General features: G+C 71.8%; 11 protein-coding genes. 2 read left to right on the top strand and 9 right to left on the bottom strand.

Annotation, left to right across the window (positions count from 1 at the left end; translation table 11 throughout):
• Positions 1-235: 235 nt before the first annotated feature.
• Positions 236-982 (bottom strand): GPP34 family phosphoprotein, encoded by a 747-nt coding sequence (locus tag ACFVT5_RS10895; RefSeq protein WP_389884210.1) that lies wholly within the window; start codon positions 980-982, stop codon positions 236-238.
• Positions 983-1,256: 274 nt separating this feature from the next.
• On the opposite strand from ACFVT5_RS10895, the gene ACFVT5_RS10890 reads away from it, so the two are divergent.
• Positions 1,257-4,316: a D-alanyl-D-alanine carboxypeptidase gene (locus ACFVT5_RS10890; RefSeq protein ID WP_389884207.1), complete on the top strand. Its 3,060-nt coding sequence runs from the start codon at positions 1,257-1,259 to the stop codon at positions 4,314-4,316.
• A 224-nt stretch (positions 4,317-4,540) separates the two neighbouring features.
• Complete coding sequence (locus ACFVT5_RS10885; protein WP_389884204.1) at positions 4,541-6,475, top strand: MFS transporter; 1,935 nt, start codon at positions 4,541-4,543, stop codon at positions 6,473-6,475.
• A gap of 16 nt (positions 6,476-6,491) precedes the next feature.
• On the opposite strand, the gene ACFVT5_RS10880 is transcribed toward ACFVT5_RS10885, so the two are convergent.
• The 8 genes from ACFVT5_RS10880 to ACFVT5_RS10845 form a co-directional block, all read right to left on the bottom strand.
• Positions 6,492-7,769 carry an ABC transporter substrate-binding protein gene (locus tag ACFVT5_RS10880; RefSeq protein ID WP_389884201.1) on the bottom strand — a complete coding sequence of 426 codons (1,278 nt, stop codon included), beginning with the start codon at positions 7,767-7,769 and terminating at the stop codon, positions 6,492-6,494.
• On the bottom strand, positions 7,766-8,983 hold the full coding sequence (locus tag ACFVT5_RS10875; RefSeq protein ID WP_389884197.1) for a hypothetical protein: 1,218 nt from the start codon (positions 8,981-8,983) through the stop codon (positions 7,766-7,768). Before ACFVT5_RS10875 ends, ACFVT5_RS10880 begins: the two co-directional genes overlap by 4 nt.
• A complete protein-coding gene (locus ACFVT5_RS10870; RefSeq protein WP_389884194.1) occupies positions 8,980-10,455 on the bottom strand; it encodes a VWA domain-containing protein in 1,476 nt (491 codons plus the stop codon). The genes ACFVT5_RS10875 and ACFVT5_RS10870 overlap by 4 nt, the downstream gene beginning before the upstream one ends.
• Positions 10,401-13,025, bottom strand: coding sequence for a tetratricopeptide repeat protein (locus ACFVT5_RS10865; protein ID WP_389884192.1), 2,625 nt, complete (start codon positions 13,023-13,025; stop codon positions 10,401-10,403). The genes ACFVT5_RS10870 and ACFVT5_RS10865 overlap by 55 nt, the downstream gene beginning before the upstream one ends.
• 47 nt (positions 13,026-13,072) lie before the next feature.
• Complete coding sequence (locus tag ACFVT5_RS10860; protein WP_389884189.1) at positions 13,073-14,860, bottom strand: serine protease; 1,788 nt, start codon at positions 14,858-14,860, stop codon at positions 13,073-13,075.
• Between the two features lie 133 nt (positions 14,861-14,993).
• Positions 14,994-15,848, bottom strand: coding sequence for a MerR family transcriptional regulator (locus tag ACFVT5_RS10855; RefSeq protein WP_389884186.1), 855 nt, complete (start codon positions 15,846-15,848; stop codon positions 14,994-14,996).
• Positions 15,849-16,382 (bottom strand): glutathione peroxidase, encoded by a 534-nt coding sequence (locus ACFVT5_RS10850; protein ID WP_389884183.1) that lies wholly within the window; start codon positions 16,380-16,382, stop codon positions 15,849-15,851.
• Positions 16,383-16,481: 99 nt separating this feature from the next.
• A complete protein-coding gene (locus ACFVT5_RS10845; protein WP_389884180.1) occupies positions 16,482-17,513 on the bottom strand; it encodes a GAF domain-containing protein in 1,032 nt (343 codons plus the stop codon).
• Positions 17,514-17,924: the final 411 nt, after the last annotated feature.

Genomic DNA, 17,924 nt, shown 5'->3' with positions numbered 1-17,924 from the left:
GACCACCGGCTTGTGATCGCGCTGGCAACTATGCGTATCTGCTGTTGAGCAGACTGCCACCAAGGAGGTTTCCGGCGCTGGGAAATGACGGATGTCCGGTGGCTGTTGGCATACGGAAGCGGCCGTGCGGGGTGGGGGTACCGGTGACATCGTCCCGATGTCGGGTACCTCCACCCCCGCACGGCCAGCGGCTCCCGAACCGGAACTGAGGGTCGGCGCGGTGCTTGTGCCGGTACTAGTGCGCCACCGCTCGGGCCATGGCGCCACGGCGTGGCTGCATCGACACCTGGCCCGGTACGCCGGTCTGTTCGGCCGGCCCCCGGGCGTTGGGGGTCGGGTTGCCACGGCGTGGCTGGACCGCCGCGCCGTTCTGGACGTCCATCACGGCGTGCGCCACGAGACCGCCCATGGGGTCGTGCCGTATGAGATCCCGTAGCCGGGATCGCGACGACCGCCCCTCATTGCCGGGGTAGAGATGCTTGCCGAGTCCGACCGCGTGGGCCAGTGCGGCGAGCGCCGCGGTCCGCGGGTCCGGTGGTACGCCGGTGCGGATCGCGCTGTCCAGCCGGGACCTGATCTCCCGGCTGATGGCCGTGTCCGTCGCCTGGTAGCGAGTCGTCGGCAGCACCCCGCACATCTGTCCCGCCACGGCATGCACCATGCCGCACCGCTCCAGATGCGAGAGATACGTTTGGCGCAGCCCCAGTCGGGGCCCGCCGATCCAGTGCACCGCGCGTACCGGGGCGCCACGCCTTCGCAGCAGCTCCAGTGCGCAGTCGAGTGTTGGATCTCCGGTCGGCCGTGGTACGACCACGGCGATACGATCCCCATCTGGGGCTATCCGTCCGGCCAGCGCCAGCTCCACTAGCTGTGCTCCGGCCAGACCGAGGTCGAGCGACTGCGGCTGCGCTGTGGTACCCGTGGTCGGGTCCAGAGCGAGCAGCAGAAGCTCCTCCGGAATTGTTCTGCGGCTCCTGCCCATCCATGCCTCCCCGCGTGGATGAATGACAGGGTGACCCCTCTCACATTGGTCTGTCGAGAGCGCGTGACCTGTTTGTTGTGGAACCGATAGGTATGTCGTTCTCGTCTACCAGCAGGGTCGGGTACGCACACAGGACACTGGTGCAGGCTTCGGACACCTGATTTCGGGTGGGATTCCGTGGGGGACCCCGGTTCGATTCCGGCGGGAGCGGTGCGGTGCGGTCCAATGAAACGGTTCCGCGCGGCGGCTCATCGCGTTTGGCGTAGGCGTATGGATGGAGGCATCGGTGGCGGGCGAGTCCCCCGACAGGTCGAAGCAGCAGAGTTCGTCGGGAACCCCGGCCCCCGACCCGCGTATGGGGTTGGCCCGGGAGGCCGAACCGGCGCGTGTGGATCACGCGACGGCCGTCTTCGGCACCAAGGTCGTGCCGACGGGCTCAGCGGGGGAGACGCGGGACGGGGGTGAATCGGTTGCGCCAGTGCCGGAGCCTCCGGCGGACGACCAGCGGTTGCGGAAGGCGGTGGCGGCCTGGGTCACCACCGCCGGTGACGCCCCCAAGGAGCCCAGCACGGCCGATGTGCCGGGTTCCCGACCGGAGAGCGGGGTTCCGGGACCGGAGAAGGAGCCGGAGACCGGGGAGACCCCGTCTGCCGACGCCTCCGACGAGGTGCGGGACGCCTCCGGCGAGCTGCGGGAGGAAGCCTCGGACGGGGACGGTTCCGGTGCCGCCGGCGCGGTGCGGGACGTGGTTCCGGCGGCGGATGACGGCGACGCTACGGACACCGGCGCGCCCGCTGACGCGGTGCCGCAGCGCGAGGACGCCCCCGGCGGGGACGCGGTCGCGGACGGCGACGGCTCCCGTGGCGCGGTCGCCGCGACCGCCACTGACGTCGCGGACACCGGTGCGCCCGCTGACGCGGTGCGGGACGCGGTTCCGCAGGGCGACGGCTCTGGTGGCGCGGTCGCCGAGACTGCCGCTGACGTCGCGGACGCCGGTGCGCCCGCTGACGCGGTGCGGGACGCGGTTCCGGAGGGCGACGGCTCTGGTGGCGCGGTCGCCGAGACTGCCGCTGACGTCGCGGACGCCGGTGCGCCCGCTGACGCGGTGCGGGATGAGGTTCCGGAGCGTGCCGGTTTCGGTGGCGCGGCTGCCGGTGGCGGTGAGGCCATCGACGCCGGTGCCCCTGCTGACGCGGTGCGGGACCGGATTGACGTCCCCGGTGCGGTGCGGGACGTGGTCGCGGACGGCGACGGCTCCGGTGGCGCGGTCGCCGAGACTGCCGCTGACGTCGCGGACACCGGTGCGCCTGCTGACGCGGTGCGGGACGCGGTTCCGGAGGGCGACGGCTCCGGTGGCGCGGTCGCCGAGGCTGCCGCTGACGCCGGTGCGGCTGCTGGCGCGGTGCGGGATGAGGTTCCGCAGGGCGACGGCTCCGGTGGCGCGGCTGCCGGGGCTGGCGGTGAGGCCACCGACGGCGGTGCGCCTGCTGACTCGGTGCGGGATCGGATTGACGCACCCGGTGCCGTGCGGGACGCGGTCGCCAAGGCTGACTCCCGGGTCACGGACGACCGTGACCCGGTTGACGCGAAGGCCGGTTCCCCCGTTGACGCGGTGACCGACGAAGTTCCGCAAGGCCATGACGACGGCTCAGACGTTCCCGCGGGCGACGCGGTCGCCGAGTCCGTTGATCGTGAGCGTACTGACGGTGAGGATTCCGGGCCGGTCGACCAGGCCACCGCCGTGTTCAAGGCGCCCGTGATCCCGCCAGGGGTCGATCAGGCGACCACCACGCTGAAGGTCGACGACCTTCGCAAGCGGGAATCCGACGCCGAGCGCACCAGCAAGTTCGTGGCGCTCAAGCCGCTGCCGGAGACCGTCGGGGAACGGCCCGCACCCGCCTGGGCCGCGAAGCCACCGGCGGCACCGCCCGGCCCGCCCGCACCGCCGGAGGCAAGGGCACCGGTGGCGCAGCCCACCGCCCCGCCCGAACCGCCGGAGGCACACCCGCTGCCTCGCGTCGAGCGCACCACCCAGCAACCCCTTCCCCCCAAGCCCCCGCTCGACCTGCTGGCCGAGCTGACCAACACGCCCCCACCCCGCCAGACCCCCCTCCGCACCACGATGCGCCGGGTCAAGATCTGGACGCCCCTCGCCATCCTCGTGTTCGTGGCGTTCGCAGTCGCACAGGCCCTGCGTCCGCTGCCCGTGCCCACGCTCAGCCTCACCGCCGACCCGAGCTACTCCTTCGACGGCACCAAGGTGTCCCTGCCCTGGCCCCAGGAGGGACAGGGCTGGATGGACGCCAGCGGGGTCGGCACGATGGACCACTTCGGCGAGCAGAAGCCCGTACCGATCGGCTCGGTCGCCAAGGCCATGACGGCGTACGTGATCCTCAAGGAGCACCCGCTCGAACCCGGCGCCGACGGCCCCGCGATCCCCGTGGACGCGAGGGCCGAGAAGGAGGGCGGCTACGACGAGACCGGCGGCGAGTCCACGCTGAACACGGTCAAGGAGAACGACCAGCTGTCCCAGAAGGACGCCCTGGCCGCCGTCATGATCCCGTCCGCGAACAACATCGCCCGGCTGCTCGCCCGCTGGGACGCCGGTTCCGAGGCCGCGTTCGTCCAGAAGATGAACGACGCCGCCAAGGAACTCGGCATGGACAACACCACGTACACCGACCCCTCGGGGCTGAAGGAGACCACCGTCAGCTCCGCCGAGGACCAGGTGAAGCTCGGCAACCAGCTCGTGCGGATCCAGGCGCTCACGGACATCACCAAGCTGCCCAGCTGGAAGGACCCGTCGGGCAAGGTCTGGTCGAACTACAACCGTCTGGTCCCGTACGACAACGCCATCGGCATCAAGACCGGCTCGACCACCAAGGCCGGCGGCAACCTCCTGTTCGCCGCGAACAAGCAGGCGGGCGGCGAGACCGTCACCGTTGTCGGTGCCGTGCTCGGCCAGCACAAGCCGCCGATCATCGACACCGTCAACGCCGTGAGCAAGACCGCGATGCTCGCCGCGCAGGACGCCGTCAAGGCGAGCACGATCCTGAAGAAGGGCGATGTCGTCGGCCAGGTGGACGACGGACTCGGCGGTCTCACACCGGTCGTCGCCACGAAGGACGTCTCGGCGGTCGGCTGGGCGGGACTCACCGTCAAGCTGAAGCTCACCGACGCCGGTGACGCGCTGCCGCACACGGCGACGGCCGGTACCAAGGTCGGCGTCCTGACCGTCGGCGACGGCAGCGGTGGTGCCGTCGAGGTGCCCGTGGCGCTCCAGAAGGACCTCGCGGAGCCGGGCTTCGGCGCCAAGCTCACCCGAGTGGGCTGAGCCCGCCGCGTGACCGGCCGGCCGCACCGGCCGGCCGGTCCGCTCGCCCGCCACCCCCCGGTCGGGGGGTGCCCCGGCACCGCGCCGCGCCCGGGGCGCATCCCGCCCGGGTTCGCCCCCAGCTGACCCGTGCTAGCGTCGCGAAACCGGGGCCGGACACCGGGAGTTTCCAGGGATGTCATCCCCAGGCGCCCCGGCCGACGACAACACGGGGAGAGCCGTAAGTGGCCACGACGGAGCCGACGCGGGCCGACGACGCCGAGCCGGGTGAGCGAATATCCATGCCTGTGCAGCGCGACAGCAGAAACCGGGACGGCGACCCGAGCGACCCGGGCGATTCCTCGGGCGATTCCTCGGGCGATTCCTCGGCCGACCCCGGCACCGCCAAAACCCCTGATGACGCCGCCGCCGGGCCGGACGGCCCCCGTACTCCCGGCCCCCGTCTCGCCGCCCTCCGCGACGGTTTCCACCGCCACCCCGTCGCCGTCGCCACGCTCCTCGCCGGCGCCGTCCACCTGATCTGGTTCTTCACCTTCGCCAACAGCGGCGGCGACCTCGCCGCGCAGGACGCCTGGGCCGAGTTCGTCGGACGGCACCCGGACTCCGCGTACAACCTCGCCTGGTACGGGGGCATGCACCCCGTCTCGTACAGCGTGGTGTCGCCGTATCTGATGTCCGTGCTCGGGGTGCGGACCACGATGATGGTCGCCGGGACCGCGTCGGCGGCGCTGCTCTCGCTGCTGCTGGTCCGCAGCCGGGCCGTGCGTCAGCCCCTGTGGCCCGCGCTCGCGGGCGTCTTCGCGCTGCTGTGCAACGCCGCGTCGGGCCGCGTCACCTTCGGGCTCGGCATGCTCTTCGGGCTCGCCGCGACCGCGACCGTGTTCTGCTGGCCGTACCGCTGGCGCTACAAGCGCTGGGCCAAGGCCGCCGTCGCCGCGCCGCTCGCCGGGCTCGCGACCGCCGCGTCGCCGGTCGCCGGGCTGTTCGTCGGGCTCGTCGCCGTCGCGCTGTTCCTCCAGAAGCGGCGCCCCGGCGCGTACGCGCTGGGGATCGCGCCGACCGCCGTCGTCGCCCTGTCCGCCTGGCTGTTCCCGTTCTCCGGTACGCAGCCGATGTCGTTCCTGTCGTCGCTGCTGCCGCTGGTGTTCGGGCTGCTCGTCCTGTTCCTGGTGCCGAAGACGTGGGTGACGGTCCGGATCACGGCCGCCGTGTACACCCTCGCCGTGCTGCTGACCTGGCTGATCAGCTCGCAGATCGGCTCCAACATCACCCGGCTCCCGATGCTGTTCGGCGGGGTCGCGCTGCTCGCGGCACTGCCGTTCGCGGTGCCGCGCACGGTCAAGTGGTACGCGGTGCTTGTCGCCTTCGCCGGATTCACCACGTGGATCGGGTTCAAGTCCGTGGACGACGTCGTCCATACGACGCCGACCGCGTCCTGGGCCCGGGAACTCGCGCCCCTCGTCAACCAGCTCCAGATCGCCGGGGCCGAGAAGGGCCGCGTCGAGGTGGTACCGGCCCGCAGCCACCGTGAGGCGTCCGCGCTCTCGCCGTACGTGAACCTCGCCCGGGGCTGGAACCGGCAGGCCGACATGGAACGCAACCCGCTCTTCTACGACGACACCCTGAACTCCGCGAACTACCACGACTGGCTCCAGCGGTGGGCCGTGCACTATGTCGTGCTGCCGAAGGACGAGCCCGACGGGGACGGCGGGCAGCGGGAACGGCAGCTCGTGCAGCGCGGGCAGCCGTATCTCCGGCAGATCTGGGGCGACACCAACTGGCAGCTCTTCGCCGTCACCGATCCGACGCCGCTCGCCGAGCCGAACGCCGTGGTCGACCGGGCCGAGCAGGGGGAGTGGACGATCGAGGTGAAGCAGGCGGGGCGGATCCTGATCCGGATCCCGTACTCGCCGTGGCTCGGGCTCGTCGACGAAGAGGGCAAGAGCGTGAAGCCCCCGCAGGAAACGGAGGCGTCCAAGACCCGGACCGAAGGCACCCCGAAGTCGTTCGACAACGTGAGCGGGTGCCTGATGGAGACCCCGGAGGACGCCGAGGGCGACAAGTGGACGGAACTCCTGGCCCCGGTCCCCGGCACCTACCGACTCGCGTCGCCGTACCAGCTCCCCCGGGGAACCCCGTGCCCGGAAGAACTCCGTTAGGCACCCCCGGTACGGGCTACGTGCAGATGCCCGCCAGGGATTGCTTTCTTTTGTTCTGGTCGGTCAGTTCGTCCAGTTGATCGAGGAGGGACGTCAGTTCCTCCGGGGTCGTTTCTTCTTCCACGTACTCCAGGACCGCCCGGTAGAAGGCGTCCCGTAGTTGTGGGGGCATGACGTCGGAGGCGTCGAAGCAGAGGGTGCGGCCGGGAGCGTTGAGCATCGACGCGATCTTCCCGCCGATCGTGTCGTCCGGGCGCGGGTCCTTCGGCCCGGGGAACAGGGGCCGTACCGCCGGCTTCGCCTTCTTCTGCCAGAGCTTGCGGCCATCGTCGCCCGAGAGCCGGTCCACGAGTTCCTGCGCGGCCGGGTTGTCGCTGAACACGGCCGCCATGTCCCCGGACACCTCGTACGCGTCGTCGTACTGGCTGTCCCCGCCCAGGAACGGGGCCGACGACTCCACCCGTACCCCGTCGTCCGTGTACAGGTACCGGATGAACGCGTTCTGGTGCTCATGGGTACAGGCTTCCGCGCCGGTCCCGGAGTTCAGCAGGCCGTCGCCGTCAGGGCCCTCGTACGAGGTCTGGAGGGAGCGCGCTCTCTCGTCCGACGTGCGGCGCCCGAGCAGCGACGCCCAGGTCTCCCACGCGCGCCGCACCTCGGGACTGCTCCACTTCAAGGTGCCCGTGGCCCACTTCGCGTACTCGGTGGGGCCCGCCTGGTGCAGCAGGATGTCCTCGATCCAGTCGGTGCCGGGCCATCCGGACGTCGCCTGCGAGGCGAGACCCAGGCACCAGCGGACCGCGTCGCCGGACGTCGCCTCCTTGCTCCACACCAGACTCTTCAGGTCGACCTTGAGCGGCACCCAGAACGTCTGGTTCCGGTTGTTGACGATCAGCGTCGGCACCCATGGTGGGTACGCGCGCTGAGCGGCGTCGGAGTCCAGGGGCCGCAGTTTGCCCTTGTCCGCGTACTCGGTCAGTTCGCCGATGCTGTTGAGGATCGCCACGTCCGGCGGGGCGTCGGCCTCCAACTGGGCGACCAGCGTCTCGCGCAGCGACCGTGTGCCCTCATAGGTGTACGTGTGTCCGGTGCCGTCGTCCAGCTTGCGCAGCGTCGCCTCGAACGCCTCGCCCTCCTCGCCGGTCCACGGGCCCAGGACGACGAGCGTGTCCCGGTCGGCGGGGCCCGAACACGCGGCGCCGGTCAGCGCGGTGAGCGCGAGGAGACAGCCGGCGAGTGCGGTACGCAGGGCGGCGCGGGGGGCGGTGCGCGGGGCGGTGCGCGGGGTCCTCATATGACGGCTCCGTGACGGGTGACGGTCAGGTACTCGCGGCGGTAGCCGTGCAGCGCGCCCGCCGTGACGGCGGCCGTGACCAGCCCTGCCGGGAACACGAACGGTGCGAGCCACGCCAGTTCGGGCCCAGGCGTCCCGCCCGCCGCGAGCCGCCGGTCCATGGTGCCGGTGAGCCGGGCGACGGACAGCGGGTCCGGGGCGTCGAACGGCTCGTTCTCGGTGTCCGTCTCGATCTTCGGCAAGGTCCGGTCGGTGAGGTCGCGCACCGTCGATTGGACGGCGTGCTGGGCGCGTTGGGCGAGGATGCCGTCGACGGTGAGGAACGGGATCAGCACCAGCGGCACCGCGGCGACCAGCAGCGGCAGACTCAGCGTGATCCGGAAACGGCGCCTGAGGAAGCCGAACGTGTGCCACAAGCCGTACGCGAACAGCGCGAATCCCACCGCCGACACGGCGCCCGCCGTGAGGACCCGGGGACCCCACGCGGCGCGTTCGCCGAGCTGGTCCCGCAACTGTTCCTCAAGCCCGGAGATCCGGTCCACGACGGTCGTCGCCTGGGACGCGGGCGGGCGTTTCGGCGCGCACCGCGACAGTGACAGGTTCTCCGTGGTGTCGGGAGCGGCGGCCTCGGCAGTGGTCGCCGGGGAGCACAACATGCCCTGTGCGTAGGAGAGTTCCGCCATGCGGAGCACCGGCTTGGCCCCATGGGCCTGGGCGCGGCTGATCCAGCCGCTGTAGTCGGTGAGCAGACCGGACACCACCTGGAGTTCCTGCCGCTGCGACACGGTGAGCGCACCGCTCTGGGCGACCTGGCCGAGGTCCTGGCTCGCGCGGCTGAGCCGATTGCGGTAGCGCTCACTGAGTCCGCCCAGCTCGACGGCCCGCTCGTTGCCGAGGCTCTTCACCGCCTCCTCCTGCGCGATCCGCAGCGACACCTTGGCGTCCGCGAGGTCCGCGAGCGCCGGGGCGAGCTGTTCCCGTACATAGGCGCTGTCGCCGCGCAGTTCCCCGTATCCCCAGGCGAACGCGCCGAAGGACACCACGCCAAGGAGGGGCAGCGCGATCAGCCGGTCCCGCAGATACGCCCGGTTCCGGTTCCCTCTGGACCTCGGCCACAGGTACCGGCCGACGCGTCGGCCCACGGCGTCGGTGACGGCCCACGCGGCGACCACCGTCCGGCGTACGCGGCCGGCCGTCTCCCGGAGTCCGGTCATGAGCTGTCCCGTCCCGGCAGGACCGTCTCGCTGAGGTGCACCCGGGCCGCCTCGATGTCGAACCGGGGGATCTCCGGGCGCAGTTCCACCTCGCCCTTCGTCGCGTCCATCACCCTCACCAGCCGCAGCAGATGCTCCTGCATACCGGTGTCCCGGGTCCGTACCGCCAGCGTCCACGCCTCACCGAAGTACGCCTCGGCCTCGTCGGTGGCGCCCGCCCGCAGTGCCCGGCAGCCGTCCTCGAACACCTCCCGCAGCCGCTCCTCGTGCCGGTAGTGCGCGACCCTCGGATGCAGCCTGCTGTAGAGGTCGGCCTGCGAGGACCAGGACAGGAACACGGCGGCGGGCTCCGGTACTTGGATGCCCCGGGGCTCGCTGTCCGCCGCCTCCACCGTGACCGCCGTGAGCAGCAGGCGCCGGTTCTCCTGCTCCGGCAGGTACGGCGCGCTGACACAGAGGAGATAGTCCCGGGTCTCCTCGCGCCACGCGCTTGTCTCGTACTCCTCGACCGGCCCCCCGGCACCGCTCTCGACGGCCGACCTGTCCACCGTGGTCGGCGTCAGCGGCATCCGGGTGGGGTGCACCTGCTCGAAGGAGTGCACGGTCACGCCTTTGCGGTGCGCGAGCCGCAGCCGTAGCCCCCGGACGTCCCGGGCCACCGCCTCCTCCGTCAGCCTCGCCAACTCGCCGGGCAGCCGGGCCAGATCGCCCACCGCGCGCGCCCGGCCGCCGAGACCCTCTGTGATCAGCCGGAGTTCCGCCGTCTCCCAGGCGTCCCCGATCCCGACGACATCGCAGGTGAACTGGCCTCGGCAGGCGGCGACATGGGCCGTCAGCTCGTCCCGCGACTCGTACCCGGGTTCGTTCCTGCCGTCCGTGAGGAGCAGCGCGTGGCACACGTACCGGGCGCGGGTCTCGGCCGGTACGCCGTCGCGCAGCAGCCGCGCCGCCAGCTCCAGCCAGGACCCCATCGCCGTGCCGCCGCCCGGGGTGCGGGCCGCCAGCGCCTCCGCCGCCTCGCGCCGGGTCGCCGGGCCCGCCACCGAGAGGTCCTCGCGGCCGGGGTAGATCATCCCGGCCCGGTCCCGCCCGGCGACCAGCGCGAAGAGGGTTCCGTCGGGGATACGGTCCAGGGCGGCCAGCGCGGCGGCGCGGGCGGCGCCCAGGCGGCTCGGCGGGGACACCATCGACGACGAGTGGTCGACGAGCAGGATCTCGGCGCGGGGCGGGGCGTCGGCCCTGGCTCCGGTCACCGGGGGTTTGCGGACCGAGACGGTCAACACCGCGTACATCCGGGCCCGTTCGGCGGCCTCCGTCTCCGTCTCCTGGCGGCCGGAATCGTCGGGTGCGGGCAGCTCCACGACCTGGCTGACCTCCAGACCGACCACGACACCGGCCGCCGTATCGCCGGGGCCGCTCAGTCCGTGCGGGTCCGCTCCGCCGCCGGTACCGGGACCACCGACCTCAGCCATTTCCGCGTTCTCTCGGTTCTCTTGCCGAGCCATGTCCTGTCATCCCTGTGGTGTCGGAAGCCGGGCGGCCTGACCTCGTACGCGCGGTCCAAGAGCCGTTCGGCGAGGTCGGCGAGGCCGTTGTCGTCTCCGGCGTCGGAGCGTGCGGCCTGTTGGGCCAGGCCCTGGTAGAACCGCGCGAGCGAGGTGCGGAGGTCCTTCTCGTGGTCGGGGAAACCGAGCCGTTCGTCGGCGTCGGCCGCCAGTGCCGCGAGCCCGGCGGCGTCCAGTCTGCGGTCCGCGAGGAGGGCGTGCGCGGTCTCCCACACGTCCGCCTTCATCCGCAGCCGCGCCTGCTCGTCGGTGAGTCCGTGCTCGTGGAACAGCCGCCCCAATCTGCCGAGGACGACGCCGAGTTCGGCCGCGTCGCGGGTGTGGTCGACGCCGATCCGTACGGCGGCGGTACGGGCTGCCGTGCGGTGCCGTGAGTACCGGGGCACCGCGTGCAGCGCCTTGATCGCCAGTTCCCGGGACGCGGCGCCGCCCTGCTGGAGCCGGGCGCGGGCGGTGCCGAACGCGGCGCCGCCCAGTGACGGGTTCCGCAGCCGGACCGCCTCGTAGAAGGTGAGCGCGGCGTCCCAGTCGGCCAGTTGCTCGGCGCAGTAGCCGAGGGCGAGTTTCGGCGCGTACTCGCCGGGGATCGCCGCGTACACCCGGTCGAAGTGGTCGCGGGCGTCGCTCACATCGCCTTGGGCGAGCGCGAGCAGGCCGCGGTGCCAGTCGATACGCCAGTCGTAGCGGACCAGTTTCGGGCCCAACGCGTTCTCCGCGCGGCGCAGTTCCCCGTGTGCGGCGGCCAGGTCGGGGGACTGCGCCGCGTACTCCGCGTACCCGGGGGCCGCGCGGACCGCGACGCGTAGCCGGAGCCGGCACCGCAGCAGCAGTACCTCCGGTGTGGCCGGCCAGCGGTCCACGTGCTGGAGCAGCGCGGCCGGGTCGTCGTCGGTGAGCCGGCGGATCTCGGCGTAGTGCGCGTCGTGCGGGTCCGGCTGGGGGACCGGCAGCCGTTGGGCGACGTCGGCGGGGGTCGGCGCCGGGTAGAGGGGGACGGGGGTGCCGGGGGGCGGTCCGGCCGCGGCGGTCCGGGGCGGCGGCGGAGTGGGGGTGGCGTCGGTCGCCCAGCGGGACAGCGGGGGTGCGGCGCCGAGTTCGCCGTCGAGGGCGTAGGGGGACTGGTGGAACAGCGGGGACGGCTCGAAGGTCTCCTGCCCGGTCCGCAGCGACCGCAACTCCCGGAACACACCGCGGAGTTGCTGCTCCATCTCCTCCGCCGTCGCGAACCGTTCGGCGCGGTCGACGCGGGTCGCGCGGTGCAGGACCCGGGCCAGCGACACCAGGCCGAGCCCGGTCGGCGGGGCCCCCGTCATACGGCGGGCGGCGCGGGCGACGGGGGAGCCCGGGGCGCCGAGCCGGTCGAGGGCGCTCAGTTCGTCCAGCTCCTTGGGCTTCCTGCCGAGTCCGCACAGGGTCCGCAGGGTCTCGCCGAGGCTGAACAGGTCGTCCTGGCCGGTGGATTCGCCGCGCGGCCCTACGGTCGGGGCGCGGAACTTGGGTGTGGTGGGACCCGACGCCCCCTGCTTGCGGACGCTTCCCACGTCGATGAACTTGGTCGTGGTGCCGTCGTGCATCAGGTTGTCCGGCTTGAGATCCCCGTACACCTTGCCCTGGGCGTGCAGATGGCCGAGCCCGGCGAGCACCCGGACGCCGTACGCGAGGACGAACTCGTGGTAGCGGGCGCGGCCGAAGTCGGCCGGGGTGGCCCGCGCGCGCTCCCTGATCTCGCCGAGCGTCAGCCCCTCCACGTACTGGAGCACGAGGAAGTCGCCCACCTCCGCGTGATGGCCGTAGTTGAACACCCGGATGATGTCGTCGTGGTGCAGGTCGACGAGCGCCCGCCGCTCGCTGACCAGGTTGCTCTGGGTGTCCGTCTCGCCGTCGGAGCGCAGGAACTTGATGGCGACCTCACGGTGGTCGACCTTCGTGTCATGGGCGAGGTACACATGGCCCATTCCGCCGTACCCGAGCTGGCTGACGACGCGGTACTGCCCCGCGAGCAGCCGGTCCGGCGGCAGCCGCAACGCGCTCAGCGTCTCGTCCGGCGCCGCTCCCCGGCTGGCGGCCCTGACCTCCAGGGCGACATCCGGCAGCACGGTCGGATCGGCGTCCTCGGGCGGCAGTGTGACGTGGGCGGGGCGGGGGCGGCTGCGGCTACGGGACCCGGTGGCGAGCGAGGCGGGGGTGGTGTCCCAGGGGCTCGTGAATGCAGGCCGGAAGTCATCCAGGTGCGCCACATCCAGAGCGCTCGGGTCGAGAGCACCTGGGTCCAGAGCCGCCGTGTCCTGAGCTGCCCGGTCCAGAGCCGTCGGACGCCGTGGGCTGGGGGCTTTGGGAACGTCGGCTGTGTCGGAGACTCCTGGCCCTCCGGGTGTCCCGCTGTCGGGGCGGGCCCCGGACGACCCCGAGCCGCGCCCGGTCACCGTGGCCATGGAGTGCCGCAGTGACTCCGGCTCGACCGCCTCGCCGGTCGCCATGCAGTGCCCCTGCACGACGACCCCCGGACACCCCGGTTCCTGACACTTCATCGCGGACCGTCCCCGTCCTCACGGAGTTGTGCCGTCAACTCCCGTGCCACCCGCCCGTACTCCGTCACGCCCCGCTCCGCCTCCGACAGCGGCACCGGATCGCCCATCAGCAGCTTCTCGGCCCTGATGTGCGCGGTCACCGCCCGGGGATGTTCCGCGAGGCCGTGCTGCGTGAGCCGGTCGACGTGCGCGCCGAGCAGATGGCGCAGCCGTAAGTGCTCGCGCAGGACGTCCCGCAGCGCGCGGTGCGCCCGTTCGGCCCGTAACACATAGGTCCGTACGGCCTGTTCGGCACGGCCGAGCTTCTCCAGGAGCGCCGACGACGGGCGGCCGCCCGCGTCGTCCATCGCCGCGTACTGCGCGACGTCATGGTCCAACTGGACCAGCCACACCTGCGCCCCTGCCGCGTACTCCTTCGGCCGGGCCTGCCCCGCGACATGCCGCTCCACCCGCCGGTACACCCGCGTCATCCGCCGCTCCGCCGCCGCCAGTTCGCCGACGTGGCCCTCGATCCGCTCCAGCCAGCGTTCCGCCCGGTCGTCCGGCAGCAGATACGGCAGCGTCTGCGGGAACTCGCCCGCGCTGCCCGTGAGCGCGAGCAGCAGTCGCGTACCCCGCTCCGTGAGGTCCTTCAACACCCGTGCCGCCACCGCGGGTTCGGTACGGGACCGATCGGCGCCGATCACCGCGACGGCGGGGCGCGTCCCCTCTCCCGTCGCCGCCGAGAGGGTCAGCGTCTCGTCGAGCGCCGCGAGCGCCACACCCACCGGGCCGGGGTCGCTCGGCAGGTCGAGGGCGGCGTCCGTCGCGTCGATGAGGAGCGTGATGCTGCCGAGCCGGGGCGCGATCCCGGCCCGCGCGAGATACGGGGCGCCCGGCCGGTCCGGCGGTCCCGGTGTCCGCTCACGGTCGGCCATCGTGAGGACCAGGTCCAGTGCCCGCCGCTCCCGCGCGTCGTCCGCGTCGAGGAACAGCACCTCCGTGTCCCAGGCGCCGGGTTCCGCGTGCAGCCAGTCGACCACGGTGCGCTGGAGGCCGTGGGGCCTGGCGACCCGCGCCTCGTCGGGGCCGACGCTGTGCGCGCCGGGAATCACATTCGGGCCGGTCACATGGGGCCGTACGCCCGGCAGATACCGCGCGATGGTCGCCGTCGGGACGAAGTGCCCCCGGCGGCCCCGGTCGCCGGACTCCACCACGATCCCGAGGACCCGGTCGGTGCCCTCCTGGAGTACCGCGGCGCCGCTGAACCCCGCCACGACCAGATGCTCGGGCCGGCTCGGCGCGAACTCCACCCGTTCGTCGCCGTGTCCTCCGGCGCCCCGGCACACCCCGCTGATCCACCGCCCGCCCGAGTCCCGCACCGGGAACCCGTCCACGACGACCGGTGCCCCGCTCGGGTCGCCGCGCCACAGCGTGACCGGTGACGGCCGTGGCGCGGGCTCGTCGAGCGTCAGCAGCGCCAGGTCGCCGCGCGAGGTTCCGAACGGGGGCAGCCAGTGCCCCTCAAGGACGGTCGCCGTACGCGCCGGTGGATCCGTCAGGCCGTCCACCGAGGGAAAGTCGACCCGTACGCGATCGGGCCGCCGTCCGGTCACCGGGTCCCGTACGACATGTGCGCAGGTGAGCACGAGGTCGCCCCCGAGTAACACCCCGGCGCCGAGCACGTCCCCCGGAGTCTCCTCCAACTCAGGCTCACCGGTGGCGCGGCGCAGCCGTACCCGCCAACCGGACTCTCCCACCCGGGAGTTGCCCCGCTCTTCCGTGTCCCCGGTTTCCCCCGTCATGGTTTCCCAGGGTAGGCGCAGCAGAGGGAGATGGGCCCGAAGCTGCACGAGAGGAGCGGGATTCGCCCTCCACCCAGCCCTCCACCGAGCCTGCCACCGAGCCCGCCGCCCGGCACCGTCGTGGGCCGCGCGATCACCCGTCCGCGACCGGGAAGGCGATGTCGCACACCTCGTCGCCGGGCCCCGCCGCCTCGAAGTCCGTGAAGTAGACCTCCCGGCACGGGCCCACGACGCGCAGCCCCTGACGGGCCACCCACTCCTCCACCGCCTCATAGGCGGTCACGATCTGCGGGTACGCGACACGCGCCTTGGTGATACGGGTGTACGCGAGCCGGCAAGCGGGCTCCAGGCGCAGCCCGGTCTCCCACGCGGCCCTCCCCCGCGCGGACACCCACGCCCGCGCCGCCTCGGGATCGCCGACCGGTACGCAGGACTCGACGGGGCCGTCGCTCTCCTCGGTGACCTCAGCGTGGTAGACGACGAAGGGCGCGCCCGTCACGCCCCCGCACAGCGTCGCGGCCTTCCCCAGCCGGTCGAGCGAGGCCCCGATCCAGTCCGGCAGCCCGTCCGCCAGGGTGTGCCGTGACTGGGTGACGACCCACTGTTCCGGTACGTCGACGGTGTCGATGCCGAACGCGCCGTACAGCTCGGAACTGCGGCCGGACAGGCGTCCCCCGAGGTGTTCCGCGAGGGTGCGCTGCCCGGCGATCCGCTCCTCGATCTCGTCCCAGTACGCGGCGACGCTCCGCGCGGCGGCCTCGCCGTCCCGGTCCGCCGCCTCTACGACCTCGGCGATCCGGGCGAGCGGCATGTCGATACGGCGCAACAGGGCGACCGTACGGGCCCGTTCGACCTGGTCGGCGCGGTAGTAGCGGTAGCCGCTGGAGGCGTCGACGTGGGCCGGGGTGAGCAGGCCGAGGCGGTCGTAGAGCCGCAGTGCCTTGGGGGAGAGGCGGGTGCGGGCGCTGAAGTCGCCGATACTGAGCACTTACCCGGCGGTCGGGCCGTGCGGGACGGCCTTCTCCACCGCCGCGACGAGTTCCGGCGACTCCGGCTCGGTCTGTGGCGCGAACCGGCCCACGACCCGGCCGTCCTGGTCGATGAGGAACTTCTCGAAGTTCCAGCGGATGTCCCCGCTGTGGCCCTCGGCGTCCGCGTGCCCGACGAGCCGCCGGTACAGCTCGTGCCGCCCTTCCCCGTTGACCTCGATCTTCTCGGTCATCGGGAAGGTCACGCCGTACGTCGCCGAGCAGAACTCGGCGATCTCCTCGGCACTCCCCGGTTCCTGCCCCATGAACTGGTTGCACGGCACCCCGAGCACGGTGAACCCACGTGCCGCGAACCGCTCCTGCAACCGCTCAAGCCCCGCGTACTGCGGAGTGAGCCCGCACCGGGAGGCGACATTCACCACCAGCACGGCCTTGCCCCGGTACTGCCCGAGATCCGCGCCGCCCCCTGCCAGCGCTCCGATCCCGACCCCGAGAACGTCCTCACTGCCCTGTACCGCGTCAAAGTCACCCATCCCCGGATGGTATCCGCCCCCTACCTTCGGAGGTCGGCCGCCCGCGGTGGTTCCCGGCCGCCGGTAGGGCGGCCGGGAACCTGGGTGGGTGGGGCGGGGTCACCGGGAGAAGTCGGCGTTTCCCATGCCGGGGACTCCGGCGGTGCCCAGACGCTCGAACCGTTCCTGCACATTGGCCGCGAACACCCGCTGTTCCGAACCGGCGTACGGCTGCCCGGTGATGTCCATCGCCACGGTGAGGACGCCACTGATCGGCGCCGCCGGCGAGGTCCGTACCGGGGTGCACAGGAAGCTGAAGTCCTGCGGCGCCGGTGAGTCGTACGTGGTGATCGACGCCCGGGGGAGCGTCGCCGCCTGGCCGGAGTGGAAGGCGTCGTCCATCGCTTTGAAGACGCCGACCGCTTCGAGTCCGGGCAGGACGTGCCGCCCGGGACTGAACTGCGGGATCATCCCGAAGGCCGCGCCCTGCTTGCCGTTGGCGTACCGGAGCAGATGGTTCGGACCCTCGGTGAGCATGATGGGGAAGGGCGCGCCGTCGAACACGGCGAAGAGTTCCTGCTGCTGGGCCAGCAGACTGTCGCGCAGCCTGAAGTCCGACAGCAGGGTCTCCGTCAGCTCCTGCATGCCCTCCTTGAGCTTCCGGTCCCAGGTGCGCGGCACCGTGTCGGCGACGCACACGGTGCCGAGGATCATGCCGGTGTTGTCACGGAGCGGGGTGCCGAGGTAGGAGCGGACACCCATGTCGTTCACCAGGGGGTTGCCCCGGAACCGCGGGTAGTCGAAGACGTCGTCCAGGGCGAGTTGGGAACCCTGGGCCACGACATGTGGACAGAAGCCGTAGTCGCTCGGTGCTTCACGGGCGATTTCGCTCAGATCGAAGACGACACCGCCGCTGTCGGTGTTGGGTCGGTCGTCGGGCGAGGCGGACGGGATGTACATACCGCGGAACATCTGCCGCTCGTCGTTGATGAAGTTGACCATGGCCAGAGGTGATTGGGTGAAGCTGGCCGCAAGCCGGGCTACGCGATCGAACGTGGCCTCGGCCTCAACGCTGTTGAGGCCGAGAACTTGCAGTCGAAGCCTCCGCTGCTCGCCCGCGCGCCGGGCCTGATCGGGTGTCAGGGGATCCATAAAACCAGATGAAATCAGAATCTGGGACGTGTCGATCGCCACACTGGAATCATTTCGGTATCGGATGACTCACCAGCACCATCGGCGCGGCCATCCCGGCCCATACAGGGCACCGGCAGCGGCTCCAGACGCCTAATCAGAGAGTCTGTCCAAATTTTTCCATGTTTCAACCTCGGCCGATCACTTCCCGCCATTCCCGCAAGCGGAACGAACCTAATCGATGACGCGTACGACAATCGTGCGGTGGGCTTGATGTGGGCTATGGCGTGCGTGATCCGGCACGGCATCGAACCTCGAACCTGGACTCGGACACTTGTCCGATTCCGAGTTTCGGTGTCCGAGGCCGGTGGCCGGCTCCGGCATGCCCGAGCCGAGGGTTCCGTAGGCGGAGCGGCCGTGGTCTGCGCCGAG

Origin of the sequence: Streptomyces sp. NPDC058001 (assembly GCF_042886315.1) — a bacterium.
Taxonomy (GTDB): Bacteria; Actinomycetota; Actinomycetes; order Streptomycetales; family Streptomycetaceae; genus Streptomyces.
The sequence above is the reverse complement of the archived record's forward strand: the minus strand, read 5'-3'. Positions and strand labels throughout refer to the sequence as shown.

What these genes read in the sequence shown, in the direction of transcription:
- ACFVT5_RS10895 (WP_389884210.1), bottom strand. Translation starts at nt 982, where the DNA reads ATGGGCAGGAGCCGCAGAACAATTCCGGAGGAGCTTCTGCTGCTCGCT.
- ACFVT5_RS10890 (WP_389884207.1), top strand. Translation starts at nt 1,257, where the DNA reads ATGGAGGCATCGGTGGCGGGCGAGTCCCCCGACAGGTCGAAGCAGCAG.
- ACFVT5_RS10880 (WP_389884201.1), bottom strand. Translation starts at nt 7,769, where the DNA reads ATGAGGACCCCGCGCACCGCCCCGCGCACCGCCCCCCGCGCCGCCCTG.
- ACFVT5_RS10875 (WP_389884197.1), bottom strand. Translation starts at nt 8,983, where the DNA reads ATGACCGGACTCCGGGAGACGGCCGGCCGCGTACGCCGGACGGTGGTC.
- ACFVT5_RS10870 (WP_389884194.1), bottom strand. Translation starts at nt 10,455, where the DNA reads ATGGCTGAGGTCGGTGGTCCCGGTACCGGCGGCGGAGCGGACCCGCAC.
- ACFVT5_RS10865 (WP_389884192.1), bottom strand. Translation starts at nt 13,025, where the DNA reads ATGGCGACCGGCGAGGCGGTCGAGCCGGAGTCACTGCGGCACTCCATG.
- ACFVT5_RS10860 (WP_389884189.1), bottom strand. Translation starts at nt 14,860, where the DNA reads ATGACGGGGGAAACCGGGGACACGGAAGAGCGGGGCAACTCCCGGGTG.
- ACFVT5_RS10850 (WP_389884183.1), bottom strand. Translation starts at nt 16,382, where the DNA reads ATGGGTGACTTTGACGCGGTACAGGGCAGTGAGGACGTTCTCGGGGTC.
- ACFVT5_RS10845 (WP_389884180.1), bottom strand. Translation starts at nt 17,513, where the DNA reads ATGGATCCCCTGACACCCGATCAGGCCCGGCGCGCGGGCGAGCAGCGG.